This window comes from Noviherbaspirillum denitrificans (assembly GCF_002211445.1).
GTDB classification, from domain to species: Bacteria; Pseudomonadota; Gammaproteobacteria; order Burkholderiales; family Burkholderiaceae_D; genus Noviherbaspirillum; species Noviherbaspirillum denitrificans.
In genome coordinates, this window is record NZ_LSTO01000001.1 from 694,055 (window position 1) to 708,699 (window position 14,645).

A 14,645-nucleotide genomic window follows, 5' to 3' on the forward strand; every position below is an offset into this window, starting at 1 on the left:
CCCCGCCTGCGCCGGCAAGGGCCAGGTCAAGACGGCGCGCACCGTGTGCTATGAAATCCTGCGTGAGCTGCTACGCGAAGCAAAACAGTTCAACCCGCGCGAATTCCGCATCCTTGCGTCGCAGGTGGTCGTCGATATGTTCCTGGAAGAAGAGTCACAGCACCTTGCGATGCTGGGCGATTTCATCGGCAAGCCGATTTCGCTGCAGGTGGAGACGCTGTATCACCAGGAGCAGTACGACATCATCCTGATGTAGGCATGCCTGCATCGAAAACAAAAACGGCGCCCGAGTAAGGCGCCGTTTTTGTTTCTGGCGACTGCAGTCAGTGCTGCTTGCGCCTCCGGATCGCGCCTGCGAGAAGACCGATGGCGAGAAGGGCAAGCGTTGCCGGCTCGGGGACTGCGTTCAAGGTCAGTTCTTTCACCGTCGCCTGGAAATAGGTAACGTTGTAATTACTGCTGACATGGAAGTTGACGAACGTTTCGTCTCCGGGTTGAACCGCATAACTCAACGACTGATCCAGCGTTGCTTTCGGCACGAATGGCACCGTGTAACTACGCACGTCCTGCAAAACGCAAACAAACTGCGGGTCCGTGACAGCATTGCACGCCGACGCGTAGACATTGTCGGACCAGGGAAAGCCGGGAAAGACGGATCCCACTTCAGTCAGGAAATTGGAAATCGATGCAAAAGGACTCATGCCAGATGCTCCCACAGCAGCAACAAAGGCATTCCCATTCACTTCCGTCTTGACGGTCGCTGTCGCTCCCGGCCCTTCACTTTGAAAGTACATTCCTCCAGCAGAGTTATTCGAATTCTGGTCGGGATCGAAGGAGATGCTTTGGCTGTATGACAGCCCATCAAGGGCTGTTCCGGTCGCCCCGAATAGCCCGCCCCAGTCCATTCCGCTGGTGATCGTCCCATGCACGTTGAAAATGAAGGGGACTGCGTGCGCAGTGCTTGTTGCAGAGATGATGAGGAAGATGCCGACTAAGGAAAGGATTTGCTTGATCTTGTACATGACGTTGAAATCTGGCCGGTCCGCCAAAGTGAATGACCTGGCGCGAATCGCAACATTCATGCCTGCAAGGCAATATTTTTATGAATCAACGACTTGCAGGTAGGCACGAAACGACAAAGCAATTCAATGTAAGAAAATCCGACAGACTTGGAATTATCCGACATCAATTTTTGAATCAACGACAGCAAATTCCATATTTCAGAAAATTTACGCCATCTGGCCAGTTTCCGGCAGCCGATTCTTCGCGATTTTTTCCAGCAACGCCATCCCCTCGGCAAAGCTCTCCACCAGCTGGGATTTCCCGCCACGCTTGCCATTCCGGGTGAGCCACGACTGCGTCAGCCGCCAATCCCCGAGCAGGTCCTGGTCGAGCACCACGGTATAGATCCGCGCATCCGTCGTGAAATGGACCCGTGTCGGTTTTTGCAACGGAAGCGTGCGGGAATCTGCGGGGTCGATCATGGCAGTGACGTGTGGCAATAAATGGCGCGGGGGAGAAATTATAGCGGCCCAAGCCGGGCACGGACACCTGCAATTCAGCCTCATGCATGCTTGCCAATACCCCTTAGTTCCTTCGGGCTATGGCATGCCTTCCGCAGGCGCTATATCATCGCGTATATAACGCTTGAAAAAACATGCCTCCACCCAACAAAATGCACATCGATGGCCGCCTCTGGATTGCCAAAGAGGAAAGCAATCTCGCCGGTCACGGCCGTGTCGACCTGTTGCAACGGATCGCCGAGACCGGCTCCATCAGCCAGGCCGCGAAAAGCATCGGGATGAGTTACAAGGCTGCCTGGGATGCGGTGGATGCGATGAATAACCTGGCCGGCGAGCCGCTAGTCCAGCGCAGCACCGGCGGCAAGGGCGGCGGCGGCACACGGCTGACGGCGCGCGGCGAACGCCTGGTTGCGGCGTTCAGGCTGATCGAGGAAGAGCACCGGCGTTTTTTGCAGGCGCTGGGCGAGAACATCGACGACTTCAGTGATACCTATCAATTGATCCGGCGGCTCAACATGAAAACCAGCGCCCGCAACCAGTTCTACGGCAAGGTCGCCGACATCCGCAGCGGCGCCGTGAACGACGAAGTGATCGTCGAACTGCAGGGCGGCGACCGCATCGTCGCGGTCATCACGCAGGAAAGCACGCGCCATCTCGGCCTGCGCGCCGGGTCGGATGTTGTCGCGCTGATCAAGGCGCCGTGGGTGATGGTCGCCGAGGCGTCCGGCAACCTTCGCCTGTCGGCACAGAACCGCCTGGCGGGCACCGTGGTCAAGCTGCAGCGCGGCGCGGTGAATGCCGAGGTCGTGATCCAGCTGGCGGGCGGCACCACCGTGTGCGCGATCATCAGCAACGACAGTGCGACCGAACTCGACCTGGCCGAGGGCAAACCGGCGGCCGCCATCTTCAATGCTTCCCACGTCATCCTCGGCGTGCCTGCGTACTAAAAAATGAAACGACTGATCGCTCCCCTGCTCTTCGCGCTGTGCACGGCCGCCAGCGCCGACACGCTGACGGTCGCCGTCGCCGCCAACGTGCAGTACGCCTTCGACGACCTGCAGGCCGAATTCAAGAGGGAAACCGGCCATGACCTGAAGCCGGTGTACAACTCGTCCGGCAAGTTCTCCGCACAGATCATGAGCGGTGCGCCTTTCGATGTCTTCCTGTCCGCAGACATGCAGTATCCGGAGAAGCTGCACAAGGAGGGCTTCGCCACGACGCCAAAAGTCTATGCGTACGGCACCCTCGTGCTATGGACAATGAAGGACATCGACCTTGCAAACTGGCAGGCGACACTAGCCGGGCCGGCGGTGGCGAAGATTGCAGTCGCCAATCCGAAGACGGCCCCCTATGGCCGCGAGACCATGAAGGCGCTCGTGCATTTCAAGCTGGATGACGCGCTGAAATCGAAACTCGTATACGGCGAAAGCATTGCGCAGACCAACCAGTACATCCATTCGCGCGCGGCCGATGCCGGCTTCACCGCGAAGTCGGTGGTCGTATCCCCGGAAATGAGGGGCCAGGGCAAATGGGTGGACCTGCCGAAGGACGCCTACCAGCCGATCGCGCAGGGCATCGTGGTGCTCAAGCATGGCCGGGAAAACAATCCCCAACTGGCGCAGCGCTTCCACGACTTCGTGCTGTCCGCGAAGGCCCGCGCCATCCTCCAACGCTACGGTTACCTGCTGCCATGAACAAGCTTCCCGGCACCATCCACGCTGTCGATGTGCACGGCAGCATCGCGCTGGTCGACGTGGACGTCGGCGGGCACCGCTTCACCGCGACGCTGATCGGCGCCAGCGAGGAGGCAGCGGGATGGACAAGCGGCATGCAAGTGACCCTGCTGTTCAAGGAAACTGAAGTGTCGCTTGCCAAGGGCTTGTCCGGCCTCATCAGCATGCGCAACCGCATCCCGTGCACCGTCACTGCCATCGAGCGCGGCCGGTTGCTGGCACGCGTGTCGCTCGATTTCGATGGACGCCGGCTGGAGTCGGTTATCACCTCGCGCTCGGTGGACTCGCTCGGTCTCAAGGAAGGCGATACGGTCGAAGGCCTGGTGAAGGCGAACGAGATGACGCTGATGGTGGAGGCCAACTCATGAGCCACGACTGGGGACCGCTGCTGCTGACCTTCCGCCTGGCGGCGATCACGACGCTGATCCTGTTCGTCATCGGCATTCCGCTGGCGTACTGGATCGCCTTCACCCGCACCCGTGTCAAGCCGGTGATCGAAACGCTGGTCAGCATGCCGCTGGTGCTGCCGCCGTCGGTGCTCGGCTTTTACCTGCTGCTCGCATTCAGTCCGCAGAACGCGTTCGGGCAGTGGCTGGAGCAGTGGTTCAATGTGCGGCTGGTGTTCAGCTTCGCGGGGCTGGTGGTGGGTTCGGTGATCTTCAGCCTGCCGTTCATGGTGCATCCTATCCAGTCCGGCTTCCAGAACCTGCCCGGTTCGCTCGTCGAAGCCTCGCGCACGCTGGGCAAATCCGATACCTACACGCTGTTCCGCGTGCTCCTGCCCAACATCAAGCCGGCGCTGCTGTCCGGTGCTGTCCTCAGCTTTGCGCACACGGTCGGCGAATTCGGCGTCATCCTGATGATAGGCGGGAACATTCCCGGCGTGACCAGGGTGGCGTCGATCGCGATCTACGACGAGGTGGAAAGCCTCAACTACGCCGCCGCCAATTTCTACGCGCTGGTGTTGTTCGCGATTACCTTCGCGATCCTGCTGGCGGTGTATGTGCTGAACAAGAAGCTGGTGAAGGCAGGATGAGATGATCGAATTCAGCCTTCGCAAGCAACTCGACACGGCCGGCGGACGGATCACGCTGGTAGTGGATTCGCACATTGGCGCCGGCAGCTTCACCACGCTGTTTGGTCCTTCGGGTGCGGGCAAGACGAGCGTCCTGCGCATGCTCGCGGGACTGATGCGGCCCGAGCGCGGACGGATTGTCGTGGACGGCGTCACCTGGTTCGATGCGGAACGGCGCATCGACCTTCCGCCGCAGCAACGTGCGATCGGATTCGTCTTCCAGGACTATGCGCTGTTTCCCAACCTGACGGTGCGCGAGAACATCGCCTATGCCGTTCCCCGCGCCGACACGAGCTGGGTCGACGAGTTGCTGGCGCTCACCGGCTTGCAGCTGCTGCATGACCGATTGCCGGCGACACTGTCCGGCGGACAGAAGCAGCGCGTCGCGCTGGCACGCGCGGTGGCGCGCAAGCCGCGCCTGCTGCTGCTCGACGAACCGTTGTCGGCACTCGACGTGCAGATGCGCACCCAGTTGCAGGACGAACTGGCCTCGCTGCACCGCCGCTTCGGCCTGACCACGGTCATGGTCAGCCATGACCTCGGGGAAGTGTTCAAGCTGTCGGACACCGTGCTGCGGCTGGAAGGAGGACGGCTTGCCGCGTCCGGCACGCCGCGCGAGGTATTCCTGCAGAAGCGGATGTCGGGCCGCTTGAACCTGCATGCGCAGGTGCTGGATGTGCGGCGGGAAGATGTCGTTCACATCGTCACGCTGCTGATCGGGCAAGAGGCAATCGATGTCGTCGCGTCGGAAGACGAGGTGGCGGGGCTGCAGGCGGGAGACACCGTGTCGGTGGCAGCGCGGGCAATCAGTCCCTACCTCTCCCGAACATAATCAAAAGCTGCCCGCAAACTGGTACCGGCTCCCCGGATGCCACATCGTCGCCACCGATGCGACCTCGCCCTTCGACAGCGTGCGGCGCTTGAGCACCAGGCAAGGATCCTTGCCGCCGATGTGCAGCATCTCGGCAATCTCCTTCGGCGGACCGAGCGCCTCGATGCTGTAGTTCACGCCCTGCAGCGGCGCGGCCGCCATCAGGTATTCGTTCGGCGTGATCGCTGAAAAATCCTGCTGCATGTAATCCGGCGCCACCTCGGGATTGACCCAGCGGTCTTCGACCTGGATCGGGATGTCGTTCTCGAAATGCACGATCACCGAGTGGAACAGCGGATGGCCGGGTTTCATCCCGAAGTGGATCGCCATCTGCTCGCTCGCCTTGCTGCGCTCCAGCAAGTGCAGCTCGCTGCGGTGCCTGTGGCCGCGCGCCCGCACCTCTTCCGCAATGCTCTTGATCTCGACCAGCGTCGCCTGGTACTTGTGCTGCGCCACGTAGGTGCCCGACCCCTGGATGCGGCTCAGGATCTGTTCATCCGTCAACTCGCGCACCGCGCGGTTGACCGTCATGCGCGACACGCCGAACTGCTTGCATAGCGCCTGCTCCGACGGGATGGCATCGCCTTCCTTCCAGTGACCGGACTGGATCTGCTCCAGCAGGTAGTTCTTGATAAGCAGGAAAGCCGGCACGCGGCCGCCCTGTTCTTCTTTGTCTTCGTTGCTTTCCAGCTCGGCTGTCATTCCGCCCTCTCGTCAATGCTTATCGATTTTATGGCATTAATTTGTATTGTCAATTGAAATTAATATTGCAGAAGTTGTCTATACAACTTAATATAAAGCGTCGGCCGTAAAACTGCAAAGCTTTCCGGCTCCGATTTCAGACCGTGGCGCCGCCCCGACTTCGCGGCGCCAGATTCCAGAAACCTGAGGAGACACGCAATGACCTCGCAACACGGAAAACTGCTTTCCGCCTGCATCCTGGCTGCTTTCGCGGCCGCCCCCGCCTGTGCGCAGATCAAGATCGGATTCAACGTGCCGCTGACCGGCTTCGCCGCCGCCGACGGCAAGTCGGCGCTGGAAGGCGCCAAGCTGGCCGTCGCCCAGGCCAATGCCAAGGGCGGCGTTGCCGGCCAGAAGGTCGAACTGGTGGTCTATGACGACCAGGCTTCGCCGAAGGAAGCCGTACCCGTCGCCACCAAGCTGGTGGAAAAGGACAAGGTCGTGGGCGCCGTATCCGGCTCCTACTCCGGCTCCACCCGCGCCGCTGCCGGCATCTTCCAGCAGGGCAAGGTGCCCTATGTCGTGTCCTATGCGATCCATCCGGACATCACGCTGACCGGCGACTACATGTTCCGCGTGTCCGCAATGGGTGAAGTGCAGGGCCGCGCCGGTTCGATGCTGGTGCAGAACCTCGGCAAGAAGAAGGTCGCGCTCATCACGCTGAAGAACGACTTCGGCCAGGCGCTGGCCGCCGGCTTCAAGGAAGGCGCGCAGAAGTTCGGCCTGCAGGTTGTCAATGAATACGAATACGGCATGCAGGACCGCCAGTTCGGCGCGCTGGTGTCCAAGGTCAAGTCCGACAACCCGGATGTGATCTACGCATCGGGCTACTACTTCACCGCCGGCCCGCTGGTCAGCCAGCTGCGCGCGGCCGGCGTGAGCGTGCCGATCATCGGCCAGGAAGGCTACGACTCCGACAAGTTCATCGAGATCGCGGGCGCCGCCGCCGAGGGCGTGTATGTCACCACCTCGCTCGACCGCGATTCCGATTCGGCAGCAACCAAGTCCTTCCTTGCCGATTTCCGCAAGGAAGTGGGTTCGAATGCGGACATGGTGGCCGCATCGTCGTTCACCGCCACCAACGTGCTGATCGAAGGCCTGAAGAAGACCAACGGCAAGGGCGGCGATGCGCTGAAGGATGCGCTGGCCGCAGGCACCTTCGAAACGCCGATCGGCAAGCTGGCATTCAACGACCTGCATGAAGTGAAGAAGGATGTGCAAGTGCAGGTCATCAAGGACAAGGCGTTCCGCCGTCACTCGGTGATCTCGGGTCCGCTGCTGTCGCCGCCGTCGAAGCCGGCGAAGTAAACCGCTGAACGGCTCCCTTCCCCTGCATGGGGGAGGGAACGCGGCCAAGTCCCCCTATCCGCATCAAGGAGTCATCATGCTCTTCCTGGAGCTCACCGCACAAGGCCTTGTGCAGGGCAGTATCTACGCGCTCGTCGCGCTGGGTCTGACCCTCGTCTACGGCCTGCTGCGCATCCTGCACGTCGCGCATGCCGCGCTGTTCACGCTCGGCGGCTATCTCGGCGTCATGGTCACCAATGCCACCGGCAGCCTCACGCTCGGCTTCATCGCCGCCATGGGCGCCGCCGGCATGGCAGGCGTCGCCATGTACCGCGCCTGCTATGAGCCGATCCTCAAGCAGCCGCCCTTCGTCGCGCTGATCGCATCGATCGGCCTGTACATCGCCTTCGAGGAATTGTTCCGCATCATCTTCGGCGCCGCCGGCCTGTCCTACCAGGCGCCGCCGCTGCAGGAACAGGTCGCGCTGTTCGGCGGACTGCAATTCAAGCAGGCGGAACTGCTGGTGATGCTGGGCACCGCCGTCATCATCGGCGTGCTCGGTTACCTGCAGAACAAGACCCGCGTCGGTGTCGCCTGCCAGGCGACGGTGTCCGACCCGCAGATGGCCGAATCCTTCGGCATCAAGCTGCGCCAGGTGCGCGACATCAACTTCTTCGTCGGCTCCGCGCTGGCCGGTTTTGCCGGCGTCTGGGTGGCGCTGCTGAACAACCTCGTGGAACCGACCATGGGCAGCGTGCCGTCTTACAAGGGCCTCGCGATCATCGTGCTCGGGGGCATGGGCTCGGTGCGCGGCACCCTGCTGGCGGCGCTGGTGCTCGGCATCGTCGAATCCTTCGGCACCATTTACCTCGGCAAGCTGCTCGACCGCAATGCCATCGCGTTCGCCTTCCTGATCGCGGTGCTGATGGTCCGCCCGCAAGGCCTGTTTGCGCGGAGATAAGATCATGGAATACGAAATCTCTCTACTCACCACCATGGCGATCAGCGTGCTGTTTGCGCTGTCGCTGAATCTGATCACCGGCTTCTGCGGCCAGATCAGTCTCGGCCATGCGGCCTTCCTCGGCATCGGCGCCTACCTGTCGGCGCTGCTGTCGAAAGCCGGCCTGCCCTTCCTCGCCACGCTGCCGCTGGGCATGCTGCTGGCCGGCATCATCGGCGCGATCGTCGGTCTTGCCAGCCTGCGCGTGCGCGCCGACTTCCTCGCGATCACCACGATGGGCGTCGGCTTCCTGTTTGTCGGCATCGTCCGCCAGCAGGACTGGCTGGGCGGCGAACTGGGCGTATCGGCGATTCCCGACTCCGGTCTGTCCAAAGTCGGCTTCATGGTGTTCTCGCTGCTGCTGTGCGTCGCCACCGCTGCGCTCTGCATCTACATCCGCAAGTCGTGGATGGGGCGCGTGTTCAACGGCGTGGCGGAAGATGAAGACACCATGCGCGTGCTCGGCATCGACGTGCCGCGCTACAAGCTGGCCGCCTTCGCGATCGGCACCGCGCTCGCGGGCCTGGCCGGCGGGCTGTATGCGCAGCACCTGAAGTTCATTGGCCCCGACAGCTTCGGCTTTGTCGAATCGGTGACCGTGCTGTCCATGGTTGTCGTCGGCGGCATCGGTTCGGTCGTCGGTGTGTCATTGGGTGCCGCGGTGCTTTCCGCACTGCCCGCGTGGTTCCAGTTCATCGGCGACTACAAGCTGCTGGTGTACGGCGGACTGCTGTTCCTGATGATGCGCTTCTCGCCGGGTGGCATGGCAGCCCTCGTGACCCGCCTTGTCAAGCGTAATGGAGGCCGCGCATGAAGATCCAACCGCAAGCATTGCTGCGCGTGGCCAACGTCACGGTGCGCTTCGGCGGCCTGACCGCGATCGACGACGTGTCCTTCGATGTGCAGCCGGGCGAACTGCTCGGCCTGATCGGCCCCAACGGCGCAGGCAAGACCACCATGTTGCGCGCGATCACCGGCGTGGTGCGCGCGACCGAAGGCGACGTCATGCTGGAAGGCGACAGCCTGAACGGCATGCCCATCCACAAGCGCATCCAGAAAGGCCTGTCGCTGTCGCAGCAACTGGTGAAGCCCTTCCGCGAAATTTCGCTGCTCGACAACGTGGCGCTGGCCGCCGGCATGGCGCGCACGCGTTCGCCGCTGAAGGCATTGATGCACGTGTCGCAGGATGAAGAAGCCGCCATCGGCCGTGAAATGCTGGAACGCGTCGGTATCGCTGCCCATGCCGACCAGAAGCCGGGCATCCAGCCGCTGGGCATCCTCAAGCGCCTGGAGATGGCCCGTGCGCTGGCGTTGAAACCCAAGCTCCTGCTGCTCGACGAACCACTGGCCGGCCTCAACTCCAAGGAAGCGAATGCGCTGGCGACCACCATCGCCGAAATCAACCGCCAGGGCGTGACCATCATCCTGATCGAGCACAACCTCGGCGAAGTGATGCGTGTCTGCCAGCGCCTCGTGGTGCTGGACAACGGCCGCAAGATCGCCCAGGGCGAGCCGCGCGCGGTGATGAACGACCCCGCCGTGCGTTCCGCCTACCTCGGCGGCGACACCATCGCGGAAAAGGCGAAGCAACCCAACCTGGCCGTCGTCGGAGGTACCCATGCTTGAACTTCATCACCTCTCCTGCGGCTACGGCGCCTTCGAAGCGGTGCACGACCTGTCGCTCACGCTGCGTCCGGGCACCATCACCGGCCTGATCGGCACCAACGGCGCGGGCAAGTCGTCCACGCTGATGTGCGTCGCCGGCCATGTCGCGCTGAAGGCCGGCGCCATCATGTTCGACGGCCAGGACATCAGCACGCTCACGCCCGAACAGCGTGTGCGGCGCGGCATCGCCATCTCGCCGGAAGGCCGCCGCCTGTTCAAGGACCTGAGCGTGGAAGACAACCTGCGCGTCGGCGGACTGATCCAGCCGGCCAGCCATTTCAAGCAGGACCGCGACTACGTGCTCGGCCTGTTCCCGCGCCTCGGCGAACGCCTCGACTCGCTGGCGGGCAACCTGTCCGGCGGCGAGCAGCAGATGCTCGCCATCGGCCGCGCGCTGATGACGCGCCCCAAGCTGATCATGATCGATGAACTCTCGCTGGGCCTGATGCCCAAGGTCATCGACCTCTGCTACCGCGCGCTGCAGCAACTGCGGCAGGACGGCATGACCATCCTGCTGGTGGAGCAGAACACCGACCGCGTGCTCGCCTTCGCCGACGACGTCTGCGTGCTGGAATCCGGCCGCACCGTCTGGCAAGGCAAGGCGAGCGATGCCCTGAACGATACCTCTTTGACCGCCGCCTACCTCGGCCTGCACTAACTGACACTGGAAGGAACAACAATGAACACCATGACCGATGCCACCAAACTGAACAACGATCCGCGCTGGGACGAGTCCCGCGTCATTCGCGCGCCGCGCGGCAGCGAGCGCAGCTGCAAGAGCTGGCTGACCGAAGCCGCCTACCGCATGATCCAGAACAACCTCGACCCGGAAGTCGCCGAGAACCCGAAGCACCTCGTCGTCTACGGTGGCATCGGCCGCGCCGCGCGCAACTGGGAATGCTTCGACCAGATCCTGGAGACCCTGAAGCAGCTGAACGACGACGAAACCCTGCTGGTGCAATCCGGCAAGCCGGTCGGCGTGTTCAAGACCAATCCCGATGCCCCGCGCGTGCTGATCGCCAACTCCAACCTGGTGCCGAAGTGGGCCAACTGGGACCACTTCAATGAACTCGACCGCAAGGGCCTGTTCATGTACGGCCAGATGACCGCCGGCAGCTGGATCTACATCGGCTCCCAGGGCATCGTGCAGGGCACCTATGAAACCTTCGGCGAAGCCGGCCGCCAGCACTTCAACGGCAGCTGGGCCGGTCGCTGGATCCTGACCGCCGGCCTCGGCGGCATGGGCGGCGCGCAGCCGCTGGCCGCGACGCTGGCCGGCGCGGTATCGCTGAACATCGAATGCCAGCAGAGCAGCATCGACTTCCGCCTGCGCACCCGCTATGTCGACAAGCAAGCGAAGGACATCGACGATGCGATCGCGCTGATCAAGCACCACACCGAACGCAAGGAAGCGGTGTCGATCGCGCTGCTCGGCAACGCCGCCGAAATCCTGCCGGAGCTGGTCAAGCGCGCCAAGGCCGGCGGCATCAAGCCCGACCTCGTCACCGACCAGACTTCCGCGCACGACCTGATCAACGGCTACCTGCCAATGGGCTGGACCGTCGAACAATGGAAGGCAGCGCAGCAGGACCACACCCGCCACGGCGAACTGACCGCCGCCGCCGCGAAATCCTGCGCGGTGCACGTGCAGGCGATGCTGGACTTCCACGCGATGGGCATCCCGACCGTGGACTACGGCAACAACATCCGCCAGGTCGCGTTCGACCAGGGCGTGAAGAATGCGTTCGACTTCCCCGGCTTCGTGCCCGCCTACATCCGCCCGCTGTTCTGCGAAGGCAAGGGCCCGTTCCGCTGGGTGGCGCTGTCGGGCGATCCGGAAGACATCTACAAGACCGACGCCAAGATCAAGGAACTGTTCCCCGAGAACAAGCACGTGCACAACTGGCTGGACATGGCACGCGAGCGCATCTCCTTCCAGGGCTTGCCGGCGCGTATCTGCTGGCTGGGCCTGGGCGAGCGCCATATCGCCGGCCTCGCATTCAACGAGATGGTGAAGAACGGTGAACTGAAGGGCCCGATCGTCATCGGCCGCGACCACCTCGACACCGGCTCGGTGTCCAGCCCGAACCGCGAGACTGAAAGCATGAAGGACGGCACCGATGCCGTGTCCGACTGGCCGCTGCTCAACGCACTGCTCAACACCGCCGGCGGCGCGACCTGGGTGTCGCTGCACCACGGCGGCGGCGTGGGCATGGGCTACTCGCAGCACTCCGGCATGGTGATCGTCGCCGACGGCACCGACGCCGCTGCGAAGCGCCTGGCGCGCGTGCTGGTCAACGACTGCGGCTCGGGCGTGATGCGCCATGCAGACGCCGGCTATGAAGCCGCGGTAGCATGCGCAAAACGGAACGGCTTGAACCTGCCGATGATCAAGTAAGAACCGTAGGGTGGGTACAGCGCAGCGAAACCCACCACCAACCGTTACTGGAACGCACGGTGGGTTTCGTTTCACTCTACCCACCCTACTAAAAAACCGAGAGACGCCGACACATGAAAACCAGCCTCACCCTGCATCCCGGCCAGATGACCCTGGCCGACCTGCGCAGCATCTGGCGCGACGCCACCCCGCTCGCGCTGACCCCTTCCGCCTACGAGGCGATTAACGTCTCCGCCGCGACGATCCAGAAGATCGTCGACCGCGGCGCGCCGGCCTACGGCATCAACACCGGTTTCGGCAAGCTCGCCAAGACCCACATCCCGAACGACCAGCTGGAAGAGCTGCAACGCAACCTGATCCTGTCGCACTCGGTCGGCAGCGGCGAACTGATCGCCGATGAAGTCGCGCGCCTGATCCTCGCGATGAAGATCGGCAGCCTCGCGCGCGGCTACTCCGGCATCCGCGCATCGGTGATCGACACCATGATCGCGATGTACAACGCCGGCATCATGCCCTGCATCCCGAGCAAGGGTTCGGTCGGCGCATCGGGCGACCTCGCGCCGCTGTCGCACATGACGCTGGCGCTGATGGGCGAAGGCGATGCGCGCGTCGAAGGCAAGATCGTTCCTGCGAAGGAAGCGCTCGCCGCCGCCGGCATCGAACCCGTCACGCTGGCCGCGAAGGAAGGCCTCGCGCTGATCAACGGCACGCAAGTCTCCACCGCCCTCGCGCTGCACGGCCTGTTCCAGGCTGAGCGCATGCTGGAAGCAGCCACCGTCGCCGGAGCACTCTCGGTCGACGCCGCCAAGGGCAGCGACGCGCCGTTCGATCCGCGCGTGCATGCAGTGCGCGGCCAGCCCGGCCAGATCGCGGTGGCGAAGGTTTACCGCCAGCTGCTGACCGGCAGCGAAATCCGCCGCTCGCACCTGGAAAACGACGAGCGCGTGCAGGATCCGTACAGCCTGCGCTGCCAGCCGCAAGTGATGGGCGCCTGCGTCGACCTGATCGGCAATGCCGCGCGCACGCTGCTGATCGAAGCGAATGCCGTCACCGACAATCCGCTGGTGTATGCGAAGGAAGGCGACGTCATTTCCGGCGGCAACTTTCACGCCGAACCGGTCGCCTTCGCCGCCGATACGCTGGCGCTGGCCATCGCCGAAATCGGCGCGCTGTCCGAACGCCGCATCGCGCTGCTGATCGATGCCACGCTGTCGGGCCTGCCGCCTTTCCTCGTTGCCGGCTCCGGCCTCAACTCCGGCTTCATGATCGCGCACGTGACCGCCGCCGCCCTCGCATCGGAAAACAAGTCGCTCGCCCATCCGGCCAGCGTCGACAGCCTGCCGACCTCGGCCAACCAGGAAGACCATGTGAGCATGGCCACCTTCGCCGGCCGCCGCCTGCACGAGATGGCGCAGAACACCGCCACCATCGTCGGCATCGAACTGCTGGCCGCCGCGCAGGGCGTGGACTTCCATCGTCCGCTGCGGACTTCGCCGATGCTGTCCGAGGTGCACCAGCGCCTGCGCCAGCGCGTGCCCTTCTATGACAAGGACCGCCTGTTCGCGCCGGATATCGAGGCGGCGAAGCAGATGGTGGTGCGCGGCGAGTTGAGCGCGACGTGCCAGGGATTGTTCGCGGACCTCTATAACGCCTAGGAGACGTCATGCACAACAAGCCGGACATGTCTCGCTGGCAAGGCCGCGTCGATGCCGCCGAAGGCGAACTCGGCCAGCGCTGGCACCAGATCGTCACGCCGCTGGATGACAGCGGCCCGGGCGGCGTCGCGCTGATCGGCTTCGCCTGCGATGCCGGCGTCGCCCGCAACCACGGCCGCACCGGCGCGCGCCAGGGACCGGCCGCACTGCGCGCCGTGCTCGGCAACATGCCGGTCCGCCGTTGCCGCCAGATCGCCGACGCGGGCGATGTCGTCTGCGTCGCGGAAGGCGATGACGACGGACTCGAACGCGCGCAGGATGAACTCGCCGCTACAGTCGCCGGCGTCCTGTCGCGCGGCAAGCTGCCGGTCGCGATGGGCGGCGGCCACGAGATGGCCTTCGGTTCCTTCAGCGGCCTCGCGCGCCATCTCGAAACGAAAGAGAAGGCGCCCCGCATCGGCATCATCAACCTCGACGCCCACTTCGACCTGCGCATGGCGGACCGCGCCAGTTCCGGCACCCCGTTCCGCCAGATCGCGGAAGACTGCGACAAACGCGGCTGGCCCTTCCACTACTGCGTGCTCGGCATCAGCGAGTTCGCCAATACCCAGGCGCTGTTCGAACGCGCCCGCGCGCTCGGCGTGCGCTGGATGCTCGACGAAGAACTGCACGTCGCCGCGCTCGACAAGGCGCGCGC

General features: G+C 63.6%; 16 protein-coding genes and 1 pseudogene. 14 read left to right on the plus strand and 3 right to left on the minus strand.

From position 1 onward, the window contains the following. A pseudogene (locus tag AYR66_RS03525) lies at positions 1-256 on the plus strand (Rne/Rng family ribonuclease); the annotation flags it as partial. Between the two features lie 67 nt (positions 257-323). On the opposite strand, the gene AYR66_RS03530 reads toward AYR66_RS03525, so the two are convergent. Together AYR66_RS03530 and AYR66_RS03535 are read right to left on the minus strand one after the other, a co-directional pair. Further along, complete coding sequence (locus AYR66_RS03530) at positions 324-1,082, minus strand: PEP-CTERM sorting domain-containing protein (RefSeq protein WP_088706371.1); 759 nt, start codon at positions 1,080-1,082, stop codon at positions 324-326. Between the two features lie 147 nt (positions 1,083-1,229). Further along, positions 1,230-1,484 carry a hypothetical protein gene (locus tag AYR66_RS03535; RefSeq protein WP_088706372.1) on the minus strand — a complete coding sequence of 85 codons (255 nt, stop codon included), beginning with the start codon at positions 1,482-1,484 and terminating at the stop codon, positions 1,230-1,232. Positions 1,485-1,657: 173 nt separating this feature from the next. Between AYR66_RS03535 and AYR66_RS03540 the strand changes: the two genes are divergently transcribed. From AYR66_RS03540 to AYR66_RS03560, 5 genes are read left to right on the plus strand one after another with little or no spacing between them, the layout of a single operon-like run. After that, positions 1,658-2,470 carry a TOBE domain-containing protein gene (locus tag AYR66_RS03540; RefSeq protein WP_088706373.1) on the plus strand — a complete coding sequence of 271 codons (813 nt, stop codon included), beginning with the start codon at positions 1,658-1,660 and terminating at the stop codon, positions 2,468-2,470. A gap of 3 nt (positions 2,471-2,473) precedes the next feature. Continuing rightward, positions 2,474-3,217 (plus strand): molybdate ABC transporter substrate-binding protein, encoded by a 744-nt coding sequence (modA, locus tag AYR66_RS03545; RefSeq protein ID WP_088706374.1) that lies wholly within the window; start codon positions 2,474-2,476, stop codon positions 3,215-3,217. Beyond that, the gene (locus tag AYR66_RS03550; RefSeq protein WP_088706375.1) at positions 3,214-3,624 is read left to right on the plus strand and encodes a TOBE domain-containing protein; all 411 of its coding nucleotides are present in this window, start codon (positions 3,214-3,216) and stop codon (positions 3,622-3,624) included. Before modA ends, AYR66_RS03550 begins: the two co-directional genes overlap by 4 nt. Beyond that, positions 3,621-4,292: a molybdate ABC transporter permease subunit gene (gene modB / locus AYR66_RS03555; RefSeq protein WP_088706376.1), complete on the plus strand. Its 672-nt coding sequence runs from the start codon at positions 3,621-3,623 to the stop codon at positions 4,290-4,292. Before AYR66_RS03550 ends, modB begins: the two co-directional genes overlap by 4 nt. Position 4,293: 1 nt before the next feature. After that, complete coding sequence (locus AYR66_RS03560) at positions 4,294-5,163, plus strand: ATP-binding cassette domain-containing protein (protein WP_088706377.1); 870 nt, start codon at positions 4,294-4,296, stop codon at positions 5,161-5,163. On the opposite strand, the gene hutC is transcribed toward AYR66_RS03560, so the two are convergent. Then, on the minus strand, positions 5,164-5,904 hold the full coding sequence (gene hutC, locus AYR66_RS03565; RefSeq protein WP_088706378.1) for a histidine utilization repressor: 741 nt from the start codon (positions 5,902-5,904) through the stop codon (positions 5,164-5,166). Positions 5,905-6,102: 198 nt separating this feature from the next. Here hutC and AYR66_RS03570 point away from each other — a divergent pair, with 198 nt between their 5' ends. The 8 genes from AYR66_RS03570 to AYR66_RS03605 all read left to right on the plus strand — a co-directional run. Beyond that, positions 6,103-7,251 (plus strand): ABC transporter substrate-binding protein, encoded by a 1,149-nt coding sequence (locus AYR66_RS03570; RefSeq protein ID WP_088706379.1) that lies wholly within the window; start codon positions 6,103-6,105, stop codon positions 7,249-7,251. 76 nt (positions 7,252-7,327) lie between these two features. Beyond that, positions 7,328-8,191, plus strand: a complete 864-nt coding sequence (locus AYR66_RS03575) for a branched-chain amino acid ABC transporter permease (RefSeq protein ID WP_088706380.1) — start codon at positions 7,328-7,330, stop codon at positions 8,189-8,191. A 4-nt stretch (positions 8,192-8,195) separates the two neighbouring features. Further along, entirely contained in the window at positions 8,196-9,044 is an 849-nt protein-coding gene (locus AYR66_RS03580) for a branched-chain amino acid ABC transporter permease (protein WP_234814709.1), read from the plus strand. Beyond that, complete coding sequence (locus AYR66_RS03585) at positions 9,041-9,856, plus strand: ABC transporter ATP-binding protein (protein WP_088706381.1); 816 nt, start codon at positions 9,041-9,043, stop codon at positions 9,854-9,856. The genes AYR66_RS03580 and AYR66_RS03585 overlap by 4 nt, the downstream gene beginning before the upstream one ends. Next, the gene (locus tag AYR66_RS03590; protein WP_088706382.1) at positions 9,849-10,553 is read left to right on the plus strand and encodes an ABC transporter ATP-binding protein; all 705 of its coding nucleotides are present in this window, start codon (positions 9,849-9,851) and stop codon (positions 10,551-10,553) included. The genes AYR66_RS03585 and AYR66_RS03590 overlap by 8 nt, the downstream gene beginning before the upstream one ends. A 21-nt stretch (positions 10,554-10,574) precedes the next feature. Next, the gene (gene hutU, locus AYR66_RS03595; RefSeq protein ID WP_088706383.1) at positions 10,575-12,293 is read left to right on the plus strand and encodes a urocanate hydratase; all 1,719 of its coding nucleotides are present in this window, start codon (positions 10,575-10,577) and stop codon (positions 12,291-12,293) included. Between the two features lie 113 nt (positions 12,294-12,406). Next, a complete protein-coding gene (gene hutH / locus AYR66_RS03600) occupies positions 12,407-13,948 on the plus strand; it encodes a histidine ammonia-lyase (protein WP_088706384.1) in 1,542 nt (513 codons plus the stop codon). Positions 13,949-13,956: 8 nt separating this feature from the next. Further along, on the plus strand, positions 13,957-14,645 hold a 689-nt coding region (locus AYR66_RS03605; RefSeq protein WP_141104148.1), incomplete at its 3' end, for a formimidoylglutamase.

Coding starts and splice junctions, on each gene's coding strand:
- AYR66_RS03550 (WP_088706375.1), top strand. CDS start 3,214: ATGAACAAGCTTCCCGGCACCATCCACGCTGTCGATGTGCACGGCAGC.
- AYR66_RS03530 (WP_088706371.1), bottom strand. CDS start 1,082: ATGAATGTTGCGATTCGCGCCAGGTCATTCACTTTGGCGGACCGGCCA.
- hutH (WP_088706384.1), top strand. CDS start 12,407: ATGAAAACCAGCCTCACCCTGCATCCCGGCCAGATGACCCTGGCCGAC.
- AYR66_RS03585 (WP_088706381.1), top strand. CDS start 9,041: ATGAAGATCCAACCGCAAGCATTGCTGCGCGTGGCCAACGTCACGGTG.
- AYR66_RS03570 (WP_088706379.1), top strand. CDS start 6,103: ATGACCTCGCAACACGGAAAACTGCTTTCCGCCTGCATCCTGGCTGCT.
- AYR66_RS03535 (WP_088706372.1), bottom strand. CDS start 1,484: ATGATCGACCCCGCAGATTCCCGCACGCTTCCGTTGCAAAAACCGACA.
- modA (WP_088706374.1), top strand. CDS start 2,474: ATGAAACGACTGATCGCTCCCCTGCTCTTCGCGCTGTGCACGGCCGCC.
- AYR66_RS03560 (WP_088706377.1), top strand. CDS start 4,294: ATGATCGAATTCAGCCTTCGCAAGCAACTCGACACGGCCGGCGGACGG.
- modB (WP_088706376.1), top strand. CDS start 3,621: ATGAGCCACGACTGGGGACCGCTGCTGCTGACCTTCCGCCTGGCGGCG.
- AYR66_RS03590 (WP_088706382.1), top strand. CDS start 9,849: ATGCTTGAACTTCATCACCTCTCCTGCGGCTACGGCGCCTTCGAAGCG.
- AYR66_RS03580 (WP_234814709.1), top strand. CDS start 8,196: ATGGAATACGAAATCTCTCTACTCACCACCATGGCGATCAGCGTGCTG.
- AYR66_RS03540 (WP_088706373.1), top strand. CDS start 1,658: ATGCCTCCACCCAACAAAATGCACATCGATGGCCGCCTCTGGATTGCC.
- hutC (WP_088706378.1), bottom strand. CDS start 5,904: ATGACAGCCGAGCTGGAAAGCAACGAAGACAAAGAAGAACAGGGCGGC.
- AYR66_RS03575 (WP_088706380.1), top strand. CDS start 7,328: ATGCTCTTCCTGGAGCTCACCGCACAAGGCCTTGTGCAGGGCAGTATC.
- hutU (WP_088706383.1), top strand. CDS start 10,575: ATGAACACCATGACCGATGCCACCAAACTGAACAACGATCCGCGCTGG.